The following is a 17441-nucleotide window of genomic DNA, read 5'->3' as shown; positions in this document are numbered from 1 at the left end:
GGGACACGCCGTTTTAGCCTGTGGAGGCGTGGTGCAATCAGGCCGCCCGATGAAGCAGGAACCCGGTACTGCGCGAGCAGCTATCACCCAGTAATGGGAATCCCCCTCCTGTGACGCGAAGCGCTAAGGTGGGGGAGGATGTCAACCAGTGATAGATGTCGCTCTGGGTTCCCCTGTGATGGAAGAGGCGATCCGCAAAGATGGGCTGCCCCTCCTGCAATACCCTGGCAAAGTCCTGCTCCAGCACGGCGATGCTGCCTGCATCGATCACCCCTGACAGCCCCTGGGCGAAGGGCTGACCCAGGATGGCCTTTGGCTCGGCGCCGAGCTGGGTCAGGTATTTGCTGTTGCACAGCAGCACCTTGCCGCTCTTGTCCCGCACGACGATGGGGTGGGGCAGGCTCTCCCCCAGTGCCCGGATGAACCTGACATGGGCCTCCAGTTGCTGGCGGGAAGCCTGCTCGGCGCTGGCCATCCGCTTGAACATGCGGTTGCGATAGAGCAGCACCAGCGCCAGGGTGAGGAGCCCCACGAACACCAGGTAGACGATGTGGGCGTGGCGATCCATGAAGCCGGGAACCGGCAGTTTGCGGTTGCGCCACTCGTAACTCATCATGGCGAGCTCGTTGGGGTGGATGGCGAGGATGGTCTTGTCGAGGATCCCCATCAGCATCCCCTGTCCGGGCAGGCTGGCAAACCCCATCCGGATCGGCTCGTCATCGGCGGGGCCGGCGATGCGCAGCGGGCTCTGGGGGTCATTGTCCAGCGCATGGCGGGCAAAATAGAGGGGCACGATGGCGGCATCCACCCGTCCCTGGGCGAGCACCTCCATCGCTTCTGCGGCACTCTCCACCTGGGTGATGCGGCTACCCTCCAGTCTCTGTGCGAGGGGCACATGGTGCGTCATCGCCACCGTCTTGCCCGCCAGACTCCGGATGGTGTCGATCCCTTGTTCCTCCTGGCGGGTGAGGATCACATAGATGTTGTCGGTGGCGTAGGGCACCGAGGTGCGCAGCCCGTAGTGTTCGGCCACCTGCTGGGAGATGGCGCCGATGAGGTCGATGGCGCCTGACTGCATGGCTTTTGCCAGCTGACGCTCGGAGTCTGCCCGCACGAACTCGAAGGTGAGGCCGGTGCGTGTGCGGATCTTGTCCAGCATGTCCACCGTCATGCCGACCAGCTGGCCGTCATGATCCAGGGCGCCATAGGGGTAGAGGTTGTCCATCAGCCACACCCTGATGGGGGGCGCTTGCCGCATCCAGGCCCGCTCGGCGGCATCATAGAGATCGGCGCTTCGCTCGCTCATGTCGCGGATGGGCCCGTTCCACTGGGTGAAGAGGGTGTTGCGCGCCCGGTCGTCGATGGCCGCCAGCCCCCGGTTGACCAGGCTGAGCAGGGCGGGCTCGGTGGCCGGGACGGCAAAGCGGAACTCGGCAGGCGCCAGCTCGGGCGGGGCCTCGCCCCGCTGGCGAAGGTTGTCGAAGCGCTCGCTGTTGAGGTAGTGGGTGGCGTGGGCATCCCCCAGCAGGATGTCGTCGCGGCCGAAGAAGACCGCATCGAACGCCTCCATGTTGGAGGGATAGGTCACCAGGGTGAGGGTGGGGTAGTAGCGGCCAAAGCGCGCCCTGTCTATCTGATCCCGGACGGCGGCCACCCGCTGTCCCGGTGTGAGCAGTGCCCCCCGATAACGTCTGGGCACGGAGAAGACGAGGGGGCTGCTGAAATAGGGGTTGCTCAGGCGGATCGCCCGGGTGTCACTGTCCGCCAGGGTGAGATTGCCGAGGCTGGCGAGGTGTATCTCCCCCCGTGCCAGGGCCCGGAGCAGGTGCGCCTTGTCGGGGAAGGCGCTCAGGGCAACGGGTTTGTCCAGCATCCTGGCCAGCAGGTCGATGTAGTCGGCACTGAGCCCCTCGACGCGCTGGCGAGCGATCATGGTGAAGGGGCGGTAGTCCTCTTGCAGGATGCCGACCCGCAGTTGGGACTGCTGGCGCAGCCATCCGAGCTCCGCCTCCGACCAGCGGGGAGGCAGCGGGGCGGGATCGTAGCGGCTGTGCAGGGTCAGGGCCTGCACAGGTTGAAGGCAGAGCAGACAGAGCAGGATCAGTGTTCGATATAGGTTCATCTAGCCACCCGACGCGACAGCCATCCCTGCCAAGCCTCATCCAATGGCGCAATGCTGTTCAGATAAGCACTTTTTTGACTGATTATTCATAAATTGGATTTGAGTTGAGGGGGCAAGGCTGTGTCCAGTCGATCTTCCTCCAGCCTTTATCCAGCGGGGCTTGCAATAGAAAGAGGGAGGCATCATGCCTCCCTCGATTTTTTGTCCTGATACTACGTGGACTGGAACTCAAATTCTCTTAAGTGAACAGCATTGCATCCAATGGCGGCCATTCTACCGGAAAATGGCTATAACGAGTCCGCTATTTCTCCACGCGCGTCGGCGAGAGCACGGCAAGCAGGGCGGCCTGGCCGCCCCGCCCTCAACCGAACTGGTAGGCCCCCATGTAGAGGCTGCCGTAATCCCAGCTGTCGTGCAGCTTTCGGGGTCTGTCGGCCCCCGCCGCGCCGAGCGCCACAAACAGGGGGCGCAGGTGATCGTCGTGGGGATGGGATTCCACCGCGCCCGGCGCCCGGGCCCGGTAATCTTCCAGCGCTCCCCTGTCTCCCTCTGCCATGGTCTGCTCCAGCCAGCGGGCAAACTGGCTCGCCCACTGGGGAACCGGCGAGCCGTCCGGCCCGAGGGCACGCAGGTTGTGGGTGATGGCGCCGGAGGCGAGGATGCCGATCCCTTGCTCGCGCAGCCCCTGCAATGCCTCCCCCAGTTGCCACAGCTGGGCCGGGGTGAAGCTGGCCGGGATGGCGATCTGCACCAGGGGGAGTTCACTGTCCGGATCCATCAGGGAGAGGGGGGACCAGACTCCGTGATCCAGCTCGCGGCGCACTGGGGTGGCGGGCAGACCGGCCAGCAGCAGCTGATCGCTCACCGCTTCCTGCAACCATTGCGGGCTCGTCGCGGGCCAGCGGATCTGGTAGAGGGGCTCGGGGAAGCCGTAGAAGTCGTACATCAGGGCCGGGTTGGGCTCGACGTTGATCTGCAGCTCGCTTCGGCTGAACCAGTGGGCCGAGATCACCACCAGCCCTCTGGCACCCTTGAGGCGCAGTTGCTTCAGGAACCGGGTCGCGGGCTGATCGCGCAGGACCAGATCCGGGGCGCCGTGGGAGATGAACCAGACAGGGGCGATAGACATGACAGACTCCATATGTGTTGTGCCGATGCGCGCGGCGCACCGACAACCCGAGGCCAGGGCGACATGCCGCTGACGATGTGGTCATTATCTGCCCCTATTGATGGGTTAACAATCAGGCTTTAAGGATAAGCACTCTTCACTTTTGGTTGATAGTCTGGCATCAGGGCGAGGGAGACCGGGGCAGAAACGACAACGCCGGCGCAGTGCGCCGGCGTTGTGATCAGGGTCCGTCGGACGTGGCCTCTGACGGGATGCCCCGCAGCGCCGCCTCCAAGATCAACGCGGGCCCAGGGCGGGTTTATTGAATGCCCAGCAGCTCCACGTCGAAGATGAGGACTGAGCCCGGCGGGATCTTGCCGGCGGCTCTGTCGCCATAGGCCAGGTTGGCGGGGATGTAGAAGCGGGTCTTCTCCCCTTCCACCATCAGTTGCACCCCTTCGGTCCAACCCTTGATCACCTGGTTGAGGCCGAACTCGATGGGTTCGCCACGGGCGACGGAGCTGTCGAACACGGTGCCGTCCAGCAGCTTGCCCTCGTAGTGCACCTTCACCTTGCTGGTGGCGGTGGGGTGAACGGTACCGGTGCCCGGGGTCAGCACTTCGTACTGCAGGCCGGAGGCGGTGGTGGTCACCAGGGGTTTTTCCTGGTTGCTGGCGAGGAACTCGGCCCCCTTGCGCACGTTCTCTTCGGCCAGCTTCCGGTTGTTGCTGCTGGAGTAGAAGTAGTAGGCGGCGCCGGCGATAAGAAGGGCTATCAGAATGAATTTCATCGGGTTTTCCTGTTCCTTGAAATCAGAGTGCGAGTGAGGGGGCATCTTATCCCAGCCAGGGGGAGAGGGCGAGGGGAGGCGCCCCGGGATGTGACCTGGCGGGTAAGGGGGCGGGGGCAGCTGAGTGCCCCCGCCGCGGGGTTACTTGACGGCCACCATCATCAGGGCGGGCAGGGCGAAGAAGAGCCCGGCCACGTAACCCAGCGCCAGCAGCTTGTTCTCGCTGCCGACCCGGGCCAGGGCTTCGGCGGCCTTGATGGGCAATTCCCGCAGGAAGGGCACCCCGTAGATGAGCACCACGGCGAAGAGGTTGAACAGCACGTGGACCAGGGCGATGGTCAGGGCGAGCTGGGCACCGGCACCGCTGATGGCGGTGGCGGCCAGCAGGGCGGTGATGGTGGTGCCGATGTTGGCCCCCAGGGTGAAGGGGTAGAGCTGACGGGTGTTGAACACGCCGCCTCCCGCCAGGGGGATCATCAGGCTGGTGGTGGTGGAGGAGGACTGCACCATCACGGTGACCAGGGTGCCGGAGGCGATGCCGGTGAGCGGGCCACGGCCCAGGGCCTTGTGCAGCAGCTCCTTGGCACGGCCCACCATGACCTGTTGCAGCACCTTGCCAAGGGCGGTGACGCAGAACAGGATGAGCAGAATCCCGATGAGAATGGTGGCGATGGCGCCCCCCTTGCCCGGCAGGAAGGCGACGGCACCGTCGATGAGATCCAGGGACGGGGAGATGAGGGGCTTCATGAAATCCATCCCCTTCATCGACATGTCGGCGGAGCCCAGCAGCAGGCTGGCAATCCCTTCCGCACTCTTTTGCAGCAGACCGAACATCAGCTCCAGGGGCAGGAAGATGAAGACCGCCAGCAGGTTGAAAAAGTCGTGCACGGTGGCGGCGGCGAAGGCGCGGCGAAACTCGCCTCTGTCCCGGATGTGCCCCAGGGAGACGATGGTGTTGGTGATGGTGGTGCCGAGGTTAGCCCCCATCACCATGGGGATGGCCATGGCCATGGGCAGGCCCCCTGCCACCAGGCCGACGATCACCGAGGTGACGGTGCTGGAGGATTGCACCAGGGCGGTGGCCAGGATGCCGAGCAGCAGGGCGACGAAGGGGTTGTTGGCAAAGGCGAAGATCTGGGCCGCGCCCTCGGCGCCGCCGGAGAAGCCCTTGAAGCCGTGGGAGACGGCGCCAACGGCGACCAGGATCAGGTAGATCAGCGTGATCACCGCGAGCCAGTTGAACAGGGGGCCGGGACGACGGATCTGCTGGGGTGCGGAAGATGCGGTGCTGTGCATATGGCCTCTTGGGGTCGTTCTGCGTTGAAAATGGACGGGCGCATTACAACAAGGCTCCATGACAGAAATATGACAACGTGACACTTTTATGATGCTTTGGTGACAGGGCGGCAGGGGGCGTCGCAGACAAAAGGTGTCGGAGCAAACGCCGATATGACGCCATCCGGCTCATCACCGGCCCCCGCCCTTGCACTGGGATCCCAGGGTTATATGCTGCCGGACTTTCCTGTCTTGAAACTGAGGAAGTGATGATGCGTGCATGGGTTTTGTGCCTCTCCCTGGGTCTGCTGTCTGCCGGTGCGCAGGCCAGCGTGTTCAAGTCCGAGTGCAACCTCGACAAGGCGGTCAGGAACGAGGCGATGAACGCCACCCTGGGGGTCAAGGGCAACTGCGATGCCGACAAGCTGGTGCGCAAGCAGAAGGAGAAGGCCAATGCCGAGGTGAAGAAACACACCACGGACGTGCTGGACAAGAAGACGGCGGGACTGAAAGAGACCAGGCAGCACACCAATGCGGCCCTGAACAAGCAGAGTGCCGGTGTGAAGCAGGCGCAGGACAAGGTCAACCAGACCCGCAAGGATGTCAACGCCGTGACCAGGGATCCGGTCAAGGCGGCCGCCACGGCCGTGCTCAATCAGGGGTGAGGGTCCGCGCACCGGACGTCTGAATGCAAGAAGGGGAGCCATGGGCTCCCCTTCTGTTTGGGCGTGTGTGCCGCCTTACTGGCCGTCGGCCGCTTCCTCGTACTGACGGAAGGGGATGCGGAACACGGCGAGGCGCAGGAAGAGGTAGGTGACCCCGATCCCCGCCCAGATGAGGCCAAGCTCCAGGGAGCTCTGCTCCAGGTTGATCCAGAGGGCGCCGATGGTGGCGGCCCCCAGCAGCGGCAGCACCAGGAACAGCAGGTGCTCCTTGAGGCTCTTGTTGCGCTTCTCGCGGACCCAGAACTGGCCGATCACCGAGAGGTTGACGAAGGTAAAGGCCACCAGGGCGCCGAAGTTCACCAGGGCCAGGGCCATGTCCAGATCGAAGGAGACCGCGGAGAGGGCCAGGGCCCCCACCAGCAGCACGTTGATGGCCGGGGTGCGCCAGGTGGGGTGGATATAGCCGAACACCCGCTCCGGGATCATGCGATCGCGACCCATCACGTAGAGGATGCGCGACACGCCGGCGTGGGCCGCCATGCCGGAGGCGAGCACGGCCGCGGTGGTGCACACCAGCACCACGCTCTGGAACAGGGTGCCACCCACGTAGAGGGCGATCTCCGGCAGCACGGCGTCCGGCTCCTTGAAGCGGGCCAGATCCGGGAAGAAGAGCTGCAGGCTGTAGGAGACGGTGACGAAGATGATGCCGCCGATGAGGGCCGTCAGCACGATGGCGCGGGGGATCACCTTGCCGGCATTCGGGGTCTCTTCGGAGAGGGAGCTCAGGCCGTCGAAGCCCAGGAACGAGAAGCAGAGGATGGTGGCGCCGGTAAACAGCGGCAGCATGCTGGCAGACTCCACATGGAACGGACGGCTGCTCATCAGGGTGCCGGCCCCTTCACCGTGACTCAGGCCCCAGGCGATGAGGCCGAGGAAGGTGACGATGATGGCGATCTGGATGAAGACGATGAAGCCGTTGAGGTTCGCCACCAGCTTGATGCCGCGCAGGTTCAGGAAGGTCATCACGGTCACCAGACCGAAGATGAAGATCCAAGGCTCCACGGTGGGGAACATGGCGGTCAGGTAGATCTTGGCCAGCAGGATGTTGATCATCGGCATGAACATGTAGTCCAGCAGGGAAGACCAGCCCACCATGAAGCCCACGTAGGGGTGGAACACCTTCTGGGCATAGGTGTAGGCGGAGCCTGCGGACGGGAAGCGGCGCACCAGGTGGCCGTAGCTGAACGCGGTCAGCAGGATGCCGCCGAGCGCCAGCAGGTAGGCGGTGGCCACGCGACCATCCGTGATGTCACCGACGATGGCGAAGGTATCGAATACCGCCATGGGCGTGAGGTAAGCCAGACCCATCACCACGACCTGGAACAGGGTGAGGGTCTTGAGCAGCTTGGCACCGGCCATCACGCTTTCTCCTCTGCACAGGCCCCGTGGGCGAGATGGGACGGGATCAGGGACGCGGAAACGCGTCGCTGGACACAGGGGGCGCCCATCTGTGGCACAGATGCGTGGCGCACGCCGGCGGGGACCGGCAGGAAAGCAGTGAAATGCCCCATGTTTTTCCTCACAACGTCGGGAGATTGCTTGGCAATCTGGGTATCAATTCCGGCACATGGCCGGCCTCTTGGTGAATGGTGGTGTGCCCCAGAAAAGCAAAGAACCGATGTTGTTGAAACATCGGCTCTCAAGGGGCGCCGTATTGTGCCCTCAGGGGAGGGAGGAGACAAGCGAAAAAGGCCGTCAGCGGGGAATTTGTTCCCCCGGTGAGCGATCACTTCGCCACCGCTGCCGGAAAGTCGATGACAACCTTGTCATCAGGCGGGACCCTGCTTTGCCGCCATGTGAAACCGGCGCCCTGAGGGCGCCGGTTTCGCTCAGGAGGCGTCCTGCTCGGGGCGGCCGAGGCGGACCCGGAACACGGTGAGGCGCAGCAGCAGGTAGATGGCACCGAGGGCGGCCCAGATCAGCCCCAGCTCGAAGGAGGCGGGCTCCAGGTTGAGCCAGAGCACCCCGATGCAGGCGGCGCCGCACAGGGGCAGGGCGAGGAACAGCAGGTGATCCTTCAGGGTCTTGTTGTGACCCAGCCTGAGATAGAAGTGGGCAATCACCGCCAGGTTGACGAAGGTGAAGGCCACCAGGGCGCCGAAGTTGATGAGCGCCAGCGCCATCTCCAGATCGAAGGCCACCGCCGAGAGGGCCAGCATGCCCACCAGCAGCACGTTGAGAGCCGGGGTCTGCCAGGTGGGGTGGATGTAGCCGAAGACGCGGCTCGGCAGGGCGCGATCCCGGCCCATCACGTAGAGCAGGCGCGATACCCCGGCGTGGGAGGCGAGCCCCGAGGCGAGCACCGCCACCGTGGTGCAGACCAGCACCACCGCCTGGAACAGCTTGCCGCCCACATAGAGGGCGATCTCCGGCAGCACCGCATCCGGCTGCTGGAAGCGGGAGATGTCCGGGAAGAAGAGCTGCAGGAAGTAGGAGACCGAGATGAAGAGCACGCCGCCGATGAGGGCGGTGAGCACGATGGCCCGGGGGATCACCCGATCCGCGTTCGGGGTCTCCTCCGACAGGGTGGTGATGGCGTCAAACCCGAGGAACGACAGGCAGAGGATGGAGGCGCCGGTCAGCAGGGGATGGATGTGCATCTGCTCGGAGAAGAAGGGGCGGCTGCTCGCCACCGTGCCCAGCCCCTCGCCGTGGCTCACGCCCCAGGCGATGAGGCCGATGAAGACGGCGATGATGCTGAACTGCATGATGACGATCAGGCTGTTGAAGTTCGCCACCAGCTTGATGCCCCGCAGGTTCAGGAAGGTCATGACGGCGGCCAGGGCCAGGATGTAGGTCCAGGGGGCCACGCCGGGGAAGAGGGCCTCCATGTAGATCTTGGCCAGCAGCATGTTGATCATGGGCATGAACATGTAGTCGAGCAGGGAGACCCAGCCCACCATGAAACCCACATAGGGGTGGAACACCTTCTGGGCATAGGTGTAGGCGGAGCCTGCCGAGGGGAACTTGCGCACCAGGTGGCCGTAGCTCATGGCGGTGAACAGCATGCCGATGAGGGCGAGCAGGTAGGCGGTCGGCACATGGCCTTCGGTGATTTCGGTGACGATGCCGAAGGTGTCGAACACCGCCATGGGGGTGAGATAGGCCAGCCCCATGATGACCACGTGCCAGAGTTTCAGGCTTTTTTTCAGACCGGCGGGGTGCGGGTGCATCAGGCGATCCCCCGCAGGCAGGTTGACGGGATCAGGCTGACGGTGAGGTCATCCTGCACGGTGGGGGCGCCAGTCCGGGATGCGGACGGATGGCGCAGACCGGCGCGGGCCGGCAGGAAAGCGATGATATGCCCCATGGAGTTCCTCACTAAGAAGCGGGTGTCGTGAGATGGCGTGCCACCTCGTTATCATTTCCGGTCTGTTCCGGCCTCGTTATGGATTTGTTTGGCGCAAAAAAAGAACCGGGCTCCGATGAGCGGACGGTCCTTGAATACGGCGGCGCATTGTGCATTCGTGATGCCCCCTTGACAAGCATATCAAGGGAGCAAAAACGCATTTTTTTGCACGTGGGCGAACGCGGTCCTCCGGATCAGGCCAGGGAGGCGGACAGGGCCTGCTCCAGCAGGTCGAGCCCCTCGTCGACGATGGCCGCCGGGGCGGTCAGAGGGGCGAGGAAACGGATCACGTTGCCACGCACGCCGCAGGCCAGCAGCACCAGCCCCCGCTTGCCCGCCTCGGCCACCAGCCGCTTGGTGAGATCCGGGTCCGGTCTGGCGGCATCTCCCTCCTTCACCAGCTCCATGGCCACCATGGCGCCGGGGCCGCGGATGTTGCCGATGCAGTCAAACCGTGTCGCCAGCTGGTGCAGGCGAGCCTTGATCTGCTCCCCCTGGGCCAGGGCCTTCTGGTTCAGGCGCTCCTCCTCGATCACCTCCAGCACCGCCAGGGCGGCGGCGCAGGCGATGGGGGAGCCCGCATAGGTGCCCCCAAGGCCACCGGGCTTGGCGGCATTCATCACCTCGCTCTTGCCCACCACGGCAGAGAGCGGGAAGCCGCCGGCCAGGCTCTTGGCGAGCGTCATGATGTCGGGTTCGACACCGCTGTATTCGGTGGCGAAGGTTTTGCCGGTGCGACAGAAACCGGTCTGGATCTCGTCGCAGATAAGTAGGATGCCGTGCTGGTCGCACACCTGGCGCAGGCGCTGCATGAAGCTGGCGGAGGCGGGGTAGAAGCCCCCTTCCCCCTGCACCGGCTCGATGATGATGGCGGCCACCCGGGTGGGTTCGATGTCGGCACTGAAGCAGAGATCCAGCGCGGCCAGGGCATCGTCTTCACTCACTCCCAGGTAGTCGGCGGGGAAGGGGAGGTGATAGACCTCCCCCGGGAAGGGGCCGAAGCCGGTCTTGTAGGGCACCACCTTGCCGGTGAGGGCCATGCCCATCATGGTGCGGCCGTGGAAGCCCCCCTTGAAGGCGATGGTGCCGCTGCGACCGGTGTGGGCGCGGGCGATCTTGATGGCGTTCTCTACCGCCTCGGCGCCGGTGGAGAGGAAGAGGGTGCGCTTGGGGGTGGGGCCGGGCACCAGGGCATTCAATTTTTCCGCCAGCTCGATATAGCCGGAGTAGGGGGTGACCTGGAAGCAGGTGTGGCTGAATTTCTCGAGCTGCTCGCGCACCGCCGCCACCACCTTGGGGTGGTTGTGGCCGGTGTTGAGCACGGCGATGCCGGAGGCAAAGTCGATGTAGCGGTTGCCCTCCACGTCCCACAGCTCGGCGTTGTGCGCCCGGTCGATGAAGACCGGCAGCAGGGTGCCGACCCCCTGGACCACGGCCGCTTCGCGGCGGGCCTGCCACTGCTGGTTGTTGCTTGAATGACTCATCTTTCCTCCCTGAGGGGCATGGGCCCCCGCTGTTCCTGTGCCATCTGGCCATATGTGTGCCGCCAACTGCCCTCGGGCAGGGCGGCCTGTTCGCAAAAGGGGGCCCCGGGTGTGCCCTCTGGGCCCACAAGGCGCTCGGTCGTGACCGGCGACCCCCTCTTTCTATCTGTAAAAACGATGGGCTGTGTCATAACGCATCTGTTTTAACGATGCGATTGACCCTTCACTCCCCTCAGCGAATGCCGCCAAAGCAGAGATATTTGGTCTCCAGGTACTCCTCCAGCCCTTCGGCCGCCCCTTCCCGGCCCAGCCCCGACTCCTTGATCCCGCCAAAGGGGGCCAGTTCGGTGGAGATGATCCCCTCGTTGATCCCCACCATGCCGTATTCGAGCCCCTCGGCCACTCGCCACACCCGGGCGATGTCGCGGCCATAGAAGTAGGCGGCCAGGCCATAGGGGGTGTCGTTGGCAAGCGCAATGGCCTCGGCTTCCGTCTCAAAGCGCACCAGGGGGGCGACGGGCCCGAAGATCTCCTCGTCCAGAATGGGGTTGCCCCGGGTGACCCCGGTCAGGATGGTGGGGTGATAGAAGAGGGGACCGGCGGGGTGGGCGTCGCCCCCCACCAGCACCCGGGCACCGGCGGCGACCGATTGCTGCACCAGCTCGGCCACCTTGCTGGCGGCGGCCGGGTTGATGAGGGGCCCGATCTGGACGCCCTCGCCCATGCCGTCTCCCACCTTGAAGGCCTTGACTGCGGCGGCGAGCTTCTCGGCGAAGGCGTCGTAGACGCTGGCCTGCACCAGGATGCGGTTGGCGCAGACGCAGGTCTGGCCGGCGTTGCGGTATTTGGAGGCCAGAGCCCCGGCCACGGCGGCGTCGAGGTCGGCGTCGTCAAAGACGATGAAGGGCGCGTTGCCGCCAAGCTCCAGGGAGAGGCGCTTCATGGTGTCGGCGCACTGGCGCATCAGCAGTTTGCCGATGCGGGTGGAGCCGGTGAAGGAGAGCTTGCGCACCACGGGGTTGCTGCACAGCTCGTTGCCCACCGCGCTCGCCTGATGGGAGGTGACGATGTTGATGACCCCAGCGGGAATGCCCGCCTGCTCCGCCAGTACCGCCAGCGCCAGGGCGCAGAGGGGCGTTTCGGCGGCGGGCTTGATGACGATGGTGCAACCGGCGGCCAGCGCCGGACCCGCTTTGCGGGTGATCATGGCGATGGGGAAGTTCCAGGGGGTGATGGCGGCCACGACCCCCACCGGCTGCTTGATGGTGGCCAGGCGCCGATCGGCGGAGAAGCCGGGGATGGTGCGGCCATAGGCACGCTTGCCCTCTTCCGCGAACCACTGGATGAAGCTGGCGCCGTAGGCCACCTCTCCTTTGGCTTCCGCCAGCGGCTTGCCCTGCTCGCAGGTCATGATACGGGCGAGCTCCTCCTGGTTGGCCATGATGCGCTCGAACCAGGCGTAGAGTTTGCTGCTGCGCTCCTTGGCGGTGAGGGCCGCCCAGGCGGGTTGCGCCGCGTGGGCCGCCGCGATGGCGAGGCGGGTATCCTCCCCGTCCATGTCGGGCACCTGGGTGATGATCTGGCCGGTGGCCGGGTTCAGGACCTCGAACCGGCGCCCGCCCAGGGACTCGCACCAGCGGCCGTCGACATAGGCCAGGGATTTGATCAGGGAGAGAGCAGGTTGTGATGCTGACATAAGTAAGGGGCCTCGATAGTGGGTCTGGGTGGCGCGTTTATGTGGGCACCGCCGTATAGAATAATAAGCACGTAACGACCATAAAATGAGCCGAAATGTTTTTCAAGTGTTAAATATATTTGAGTGAACTGGGCGTTACATGCTAGAAATGGGGCTGCGAGCGCGATTGTAGCGGTTTTCATTGCGCAGGGTGTGCAAAATAATGAACGCCCTGGGTTGTGCAGGATAGTGAACGGGGCTGACGTGCCTGACTCACTATATTGACCAGTCGGCCCCAGGTATTCGAATGACCATGGAAGGAGGTGGGCGATGGAGCAATCCCGTGGCGAGGTCCGGTGGCGGACCATGACGGACAACCCCCAGGCGGAGCACGAGAGAAACATGGGGGAGCGGCTCGCCCGGATCCGCAGGGAGCTCGGACTCTCCCAGCGCCGGGTGGCGGAGCTGAGCGGCCTGACCCACGGCGCCATCTGCATGATAGAGCAGAACAAGGTGAGCCCCTCGGTGGCCTCCCTGCAAAAGCTGCTGAGCGTCTACGAGCTGCCGTTGTCGCGCTTCTTCGCCGAAGAGGAGGTGGCGAGCACGCCCAGCGTGGTGATCAAGGCGGAGCAGCTCATCGAGCTTGGCAGCCAGGGGGTCTCCATGAAGCTGGTGCACAACGGCAACAATCGGCGCCAGCTCGGCTTCATGCTGGAGACCTATGCACCCGGCACCGACACCGGCGGCGTGGTGAAGCATCAGGGGGAAGAGGTGGGCACCGTGCTGGAAGGGTCGGTGCTGCTGACCCTGGCCGGCCAGACCTATGAACTGTGCGCCGGGGACAGTTATGTCATCGACACCGGCGAGCCCCACAGTTTCAGCAATCCCTCGGGGCAGGTCTGCCGCATCGTCAGCGCCCACACCCCGGCCAGCTTTTAATGTGAACAACCCGTTGTGTTGGAAACGAACCGGTAAGGAAACAGGGATCATGACCGAACATGTAAAGAGTTACTACGCAGCCAGTGCCAACAAACACGCGCCCTATCCCACGCTCACCGAGCAGCTGGAGTGCGACGTCTGCGTCATAGGCGCAGGCTACACCGGCCTCTCCAGTGCGCTGCATCTGGTGGAGAAGGGGTACAAGGTGGTGGTGCTGGAGGCGGCCAGGGTCGGCTTTGGCGCCAGCGGTCGCAACGGCGGCCAGATCGTCAACTCCTACAGCCGCGACATCGACACCATCGAAGCGAACTGCCCGCCGGATCAGGCCAGGCTGCTCGGCTCCATGTTGTTTGAGGGGGGCCAGATCATCCGCGAGCGGATCAAACGCTACAACATCCAGTGCGATCTGCAGGAGGGCGGGGTCTTTGCCGCCGAGACCGAGAAGCAGCTTCACGAGCTCAAGGCGCAGAAGGCGCGCTGGGAGAAGTGGGGCAACGACCAGCTGGAGCTGCTCGATGCCAAGGGGGTGCGCGAGGTGGTCGCGAGCGATCGCTACGTCGGCGCCCTGCTCGACAAGAGCGGCGGCCATATTCACCCTCTCAATCTGGCGCTGGGGGAGGCGGAAGCCATCCGCATTCAGGGGGGGCTTATCTTCGAGCAGTCCGCCGTCACCAGCATTACTCCGGGTCAGCCGGCATTGGTCAAGACCGCCAAAGGGGCGGTGAAGGCACGCTTTATCGTGGTGGCCGGCAACGCCTACCTCGGCAATCTGGTGCCGGAACTGGCCAGCAAGAGCATGCCTTGCGGCACCCAGGTGATCGCCACCGAAGTGCTGGGAGAGGAGCGGGCCCGTTCACTCTTGCCACAGAACTACTGTCTGGAGGATTGCAACTACCTGCTCGACTACTACCGTACCTCCGGCGATCACCGGCTCATCTATGGCGGCGGCGTGGTCTACGGGGCGCGGGATCCGGCGGACATCGAGCGGCTGATCATCCCCAAGATGCTCAAGACTTTCCCGCAGCTGGCCGACGTCAAGGTGGAGTACACCTGGACCGGCAACTTCCTGCTCACCCTGTCGCGCCTGCCGCAGTTTGGCCGCATCGGTCACAACATCTACTACATGCAGGGCTACAGCGGCCACGGCGTCACCTGTACCCATCTGGCGGGCAAGCTGCTCTCCGAGGTGCTGAGCGGTCAGGCAGAGCGCTTCGATGCGTTCGCCAGGCTGCCGCACTACCCCTTCCCGGGTGGCCGCCTGCTGCGCATCCCCTTCACCGCCGCCGGCGCCGCCTGGTACACCCTGCGCGATCGCCTGGGGGTGTGATGTCACCGATGGCCCGCCAGGCAGGCTGGCGGCAACAAGAAGAGGGAGGCGTTATGCCTCCCTCGTTTTTTGCCGTCAACCTGCCGGGGTCCTGACGGGGCTAGAAGCGGTAGGGGAAGCGGATCCCGATGGTGTAGTCCGGTGCGTCCGTGGTGAGCCCGGCAGACCAGTTGACCGCCATGGAGAGGTTGTCGGTGATGGCCCAGGTCGACCCCATGCCAAAGCTGGCGGCGTTGGCATCGGAGCCGATGACCTTCTCCATGGCAAAGCCTTCGGACCCCTGCTCGGACTCCATGGTGACGCGCTGGTTGATGTTGAAGGAGAGGCTGAAGCGTTCGTTGAGAGCGAATGCGACCCCCAGGCCATATTCATACCAGTCTCCCAGCTGGATGCTGCCGGGCTGGTTGCCGGGCTGGTAGGAGATATCGTCAAAGTCCTGCTTGAGGCTGTGACCATAGTTGAGGCTGGCAAACAGGATGGCGGGATCCATGGTCTTGACCAGGGAGAAGCCGGTGGAGAGCTGCCAGAGCCCGTTGCCGGTGGCGAGCTCCTTGGGGGTCACCAGGTTGCCCGATTCCGAGGTGTTGATCTCGATGCCGTAAGGATCCTTGCCGGTCGGCGCCTTGGCCCGGAAGTTCCACACCAGATCCGGCCAATCCTCGCTCTCTGCCATGACCCTGTAGTAGATGGCGAGGCTGAGATCCCCCAGACCGCCATCGCTGACGCTCTGCTCCTCGAAGTCGCGGCTGGAGTTCTCCTTGCCGGTGCTCTGGTAGTTGGTGTTGCGGAACATGTAGGGGAGGGCCAGCTCCAGTTGCCAGCGATCGTTGAGGGTGTAGCGGGTGATGACATCCGCCGTCCACTGATCGGAGCGCACCCGATCCAGGTTGATTTCGCCAAGGAAGATGGCGTCCAGGGCGAGGAAGCCGCGCAGGGCGAGATCCTTGCGGTTGTAGTGCTGGTAGGAGAGGCCCACATCGACGGTCAGGGCGCGGTCGAACACATTGTGCTGTTCGATCATCAGGTCTTCGGTACTGCGGCCGACTTCCGGCGTGCGCCGTGAGGCGTCCTGCTGGGTGGAGGCGACGGCGGCCCCGGCTCCGACCCCGGCGGTTGCCGTCGTGGCACCGGCGGCCTTGACGGCCTCCAGGCGGGCCTTGACGGCCTCCAGGCGGGCCTGGAGCTGATGAAGGGCCTGATTTTGCTGGATCAGTTGCTGGCGCAGGAGATCCAGCTGTTGTTGCAGGGCCTCCTCCTCGGCCGTGGCCCCCCAGCAGGCGAAGGGGGCGAGGGCAATCAACAGCATGCGAGACTGTTTCATCGGGATACGTCCTTGTTGTTTATCATCCTTTCTGATGGTTCAGCCCCCGGGCTCACCGGTGCTCAGCGCGAAAACCAGATGCGGGTCTGATTGAGCGTCTGCAAACCGTCCCCCCTGACCTTGTTGAACTGCAGCAGCCCTCGGCTGAAGTCGGTACCGCGCAGGCTCTGCTCCAGCAGGACCCGGCCGTCGGAAGAGTGTAGTTGCAAGCCGGCATAATTCCCCGAGACCCGATAAGTGGCGGTGCCAAGATCGCCCTGGTGCTCGTAGCTGCCCGCCTGAACCAGGTGTCCCGTCATGGTCGGGGTGGTCAGTTCAATACCGGTCTGGTTGACCGAGCTGTTGCCGCTCCCCTCCAGTTGAACGACCTGCACCAGCCCGGCCCCCTGCACCTGGGCCTCCTTGGCGGGTGTGGCCGCGGGCTTGACCTCATCCTTGACGCGCACATCCAGCTTGGGTTTGTTTTGCACAATGCTCAGCGCCAGGTTCATGGCCGCCGTCTGCTGGGCCTGGGCCGTGGTCAGTGACGAGATGAACTCGATGCCGAAGTAGCTGATGCCATGGCTGCTGACATAGCGGCCGCGCAGGTGGGCCAGCTCCCCGTCCGCCAGTTCGGGCGCAAAGTGGTCTGACAGATGGGCCAGCGGGTCCGGTGCTGCCAGCAGCGGAGAGGCGATGCCACCCAGGCTGCAGAGGAGGCATAGGGCGGGTCGGGTATTCATGATGACCTCACATTAGGCTGTGTTCTTAAAGTGATGAGGATATAATCTCACATCTTCTCAACAGCTTAAGATCCATTCCGTGTCCCGCCGTTATCAGCTGACTGATGCACAATGGGGGCTTATCGAGCCCCAGTTTCCTTCTCGAAGCCTGATCGGGCGCCCTACCCGTGAACCGCGCCAAGTGCTCGATGGCATTCTCTGGATACTCCACACCGGAGCTCCTTGGCGAGACCTTCCAGAACGTTTCGGACCATGGAATTCGGTCTACAACACCTTCCGGCGTTGGCAGGATGCAGGCCGGATTGATGCCATTCTGGAAGCGCTGCAACTCAAGCTCAATGAAGAAGGGCTCATCGATTTCGACCTGTGGTGCCTGGACGGCTCCAATGTCAGAGCATCCAAAGATGCTGCCGGTGCACGTAAAAAAACACCTCAATGAATCAAGCCCTTGGCCGTTCCGCGGGGAGGTTTCGGCAGCAAAATTCACTTGGTCACGGACGGTCATGGCTTACCACTGAGCTTCTGCCTGTCACCGGGGCAATCAGCAGAAATCAGCTATGCAACAAGCGCGTTGGCCATGGCGAGGATACCAACGTCATCAGGT

General features: G+C 64.0%; 14 protein-coding genes and 1 pseudogene. 4 read left to right on the top strand and 11 right to left on the bottom strand.

The genetic code is table 11. From position 1 onward, the window contains the following. Nucleotides 1-37: 37 nt before the first annotated feature. The 4 genes from J9892_RS17375 to J9892_RS17360 form a co-directional block, all read right to left on the bottom strand. Complete coding sequence (locus tag J9892_RS17375; RefSeq protein ID WP_210538615.1) at nucleotides 38-2122, bottom strand: transporter substrate-binding domain-containing protein; 2085 nt, start codon at nucleotides 2120-2122, stop codon at nucleotides 38-40. A 361-nt stretch (nucleotides 2123-2483) separates the two neighbouring features. Beyond that, nucleotides 2484-3251 (bottom strand): class III extradiol ring-cleavage dioxygenase, encoded by a 768-nt coding sequence (locus J9892_RS17370; protein ID WP_210538614.1) that lies wholly within the window; start codon nucleotides 3249-3251, stop codon nucleotides 2484-2486. A gap of 298 nt (nucleotides 3252-3549) precedes the next feature. Beyond that, a complete protein-coding gene (locus J9892_RS17365; protein ID WP_010673545.1) occupies nucleotides 3550-4020 on the bottom strand; it encodes an FKBP-type peptidyl-prolyl cis-trans isomerase in 471 nt (156 codons plus the stop codon). A 141-nt stretch (nucleotides 4021-4161) separates the two neighbouring features. Continuing rightward, entirely contained in the window at nucleotides 4162-5316 is a 1155-nt protein-coding gene (locus J9892_RS17360) for a Na/Pi symporter (RefSeq protein WP_049636607.1), read from the bottom strand. 251 nt (nucleotides 5317-5567) lie between these two features. Between J9892_RS17360 and J9892_RS17355 the strand changes: the two genes are divergently transcribed. Beyond that, nucleotides 5568-5960 (top strand): hypothetical protein, encoded by a 393-nt coding sequence (locus tag J9892_RS17355; RefSeq protein WP_029314009.1) that lies wholly within the window; start codon nucleotides 5568-5570, stop codon nucleotides 5958-5960. A 75-nt stretch (nucleotides 5961-6035) separates the two neighbouring features. On the opposite strand, the gene J9892_RS17350 is transcribed toward J9892_RS17355, so the two are convergent. The 5 genes from J9892_RS17350 to J9892_RS17330 all read right to left on the bottom strand — a co-directional run bounded on the left by J9892_RS17350 (nucleotide 6036) and on the right by J9892_RS17330 (nucleotide 12549). Then, a complete protein-coding gene (locus tag J9892_RS17350) occupies nucleotides 6036-7379 on the bottom strand; it encodes an APC family permease (RefSeq protein WP_039039328.1) in 1344 nt (447 codons plus the stop codon). A 470-nt stretch (nucleotides 7380-7849) separates the two neighbouring features. After that, nucleotides 7850-9193 (bottom strand): APC family permease, encoded by a 1344-nt coding sequence (locus J9892_RS17345; protein ID WP_161470788.1) that lies wholly within the window; start codon nucleotides 9191-9193, stop codon nucleotides 7850-7852. Then, nucleotides 9193-9330, bottom strand: a complete 138-nt coding sequence (locus J9892_RS17340) for a hypothetical protein (protein ID WP_164882164.1) — start codon at nucleotides 9328-9330, stop codon at nucleotides 9193-9195. Before J9892_RS17340 ends, J9892_RS17345 begins: the two co-directional genes overlap by 1 nt. A 233-nt stretch (nucleotides 9331-9563) precedes the next feature. Continuing rightward, complete coding sequence (gene gabT / locus J9892_RS17335) at nucleotides 9564-10853, bottom strand: 4-aminobutyrate--2-oxoglutarate transaminase (protein WP_042014742.1); 1290 nt, start codon at nucleotides 10851-10853, stop codon at nucleotides 9564-9566. A gap of 232 nt (nucleotides 10854-11085) precedes the next feature. Beyond that, complete coding sequence (locus J9892_RS17330) at nucleotides 11086-12549, bottom strand: NAD-dependent succinate-semialdehyde dehydrogenase (RefSeq protein ID WP_052815272.1); 1464 nt, start codon at nucleotides 12547-12549, stop codon at nucleotides 11086-11088. Between the two features lie 309 nt (nucleotides 12550-12858). Here J9892_RS17330 and puuR point away from each other — a divergent pair, with 309 nt between their 5' ends. Together puuR and J9892_RS17320 are read left to right on the top strand one after the other, a co-directional pair. Continuing rightward, nucleotides 12859-13467: an HTH-type transcriptional regulator PuuR gene (gene puuR / locus J9892_RS17325; protein WP_052815273.1), complete on the top strand. Its 609-nt coding sequence runs from the start codon at nucleotides 12859-12861 to the stop codon at nucleotides 13465-13467. A 49-nt stretch (nucleotides 13468-13516) separates the two neighbouring features. Continuing rightward, nucleotides 13517-14794, top strand: coding sequence for an FAD-binding oxidoreductase (locus tag J9892_RS17320; RefSeq protein ID WP_041213312.1), 1278 nt, complete (start codon nucleotides 13517-13519; stop codon nucleotides 14792-14794). Between the two features lie 100 nt (nucleotides 14795-14894). On the opposite strand, the gene J9892_RS17315 is transcribed toward J9892_RS17320, so the two are convergent. Beyond that, the gene (locus J9892_RS17315) at nucleotides 14895-16115 is read right to left on the bottom strand and encodes a transporter (RefSeq protein ID WP_052815274.1); all 1221 of its coding nucleotides are present in this window, start codon (nucleotides 16113-16115) and stop codon (nucleotides 14895-14897) included. A 62-nt stretch (nucleotides 16116-16177) separates the two neighbouring features. Then, nucleotides 16178-16837: a hypothetical protein gene (locus J9892_RS17310; protein WP_010673556.1), complete on the bottom strand. Its 660-nt coding sequence runs from the start codon at nucleotides 16835-16837 to the stop codon at nucleotides 16178-16180. A 79-nt stretch (nucleotides 16838-16916) separates the two neighbouring features. Between J9892_RS17310 and J9892_RS17305 the strand changes: the two are divergent. Then, nucleotides 16917-17441, top strand: a pseudogene (locus J9892_RS17305) (IS5 family transposase); the annotation flags it as partial.

It is taken from the genome of Aeromonas sp. Prich7-2 (assembly GCF_017939255.1).
Lineage (GTDB): Bacteria > Pseudomonadota > Gammaproteobacteria > Enterobacterales > Aeromonadaceae > Aeromonas > Aeromonas caviae.
Note: the sequence above shows the minus strand (reverse complement) of the source record. Positions and strands in the feature narration are given on the sequence as shown.

Bases quoted from the DNA above. Each gene is read 5' to 3' on its own strand.
- J9892_RS17310 (WP_010673556.1), bottom strand. From the start codon at position 16,837: ATGAATACCCGACCCGCCCTATGCCTCCTCTGCAGCCTGGGTGGCATC.
- J9892_RS17345 (WP_161470788.1), bottom strand. From the start codon at position 9,193: ATGCACCCGCACCCCGCCGGTCTGAAAAAAAGCCTGAAACTCTGGCAC.
- J9892_RS17375 (WP_210538615.1), bottom strand. From the start codon at position 2,122: ATGAACCTATATCGAACACTGATCCTGCTCTGTCTGCTCTGCCTTCAA.
- J9892_RS17360 (WP_049636607.1), bottom strand. From the start codon at position 5,316: ATGCACAGCACCGCATCTTCCGCACCCCAGCAGATCCGTCGTCCCGGC.
- J9892_RS17370 (WP_210538614.1), bottom strand. From the start codon at position 3,251: ATGTCTATCGCCCCTGTCTGGTTCATCTCCCACGGCGCCCCGGATCTG.
- J9892_RS17365 (WP_010673545.1), bottom strand. From the start codon at position 4,020: ATGAAATTCATTCTGATAGCCCTTCTTATCGCCGGCGCCGCCTACTAC.
- gabT (WP_042014742.1), bottom strand. From the start codon at position 10,853: ATGAGTCATTCAAGCAACAACCAGCAGTGGCAGGCCCGCCGCGAAGCG.
- J9892_RS17340 (WP_164882164.1), bottom strand. From the start codon at position 9,330: ATGGGGCATATCATCGCTTTCCTGCCGGCCCGCGCCGGTCTGCGCCAT.
- J9892_RS17315 (WP_052815274.1), bottom strand. From the start codon at position 16,115: ATGAAACAGTCTCGCATGCTGTTGATTGCCCTCGCCCCCTTCGCCTGC.
- J9892_RS17320 (WP_041213312.1), top strand. From the start codon at position 13,517: ATGACCGAACATGTAAAGAGTTACTACGCAGCCAGTGCCAACAAACAC.
- J9892_RS17350 (WP_039039328.1), bottom strand. From the start codon at position 7,379: ATGGCCGGTGCCAAGCTGCTCAAGACCCTCACCCTGTTCCAGGTCGTG.
- puuR (WP_052815273.1), top strand. From the start codon at position 12,859: ATGGAGCAATCCCGTGGCGAGGTCCGGTGGCGGACCATGACGGACAAC.
- J9892_RS17355 (WP_029314009.1), top strand. From the start codon at position 5,568: ATGCGTGCATGGGTTTTGTGCCTCTCCCTGGGTCTGCTGTCTGCCGGT.
- J9892_RS17330 (WP_052815272.1), bottom strand. From the start codon at position 12,549: ATGTCAGCATCACAACCTGCTCTCTCCCTGATCAAATCCCTGGCCTAT.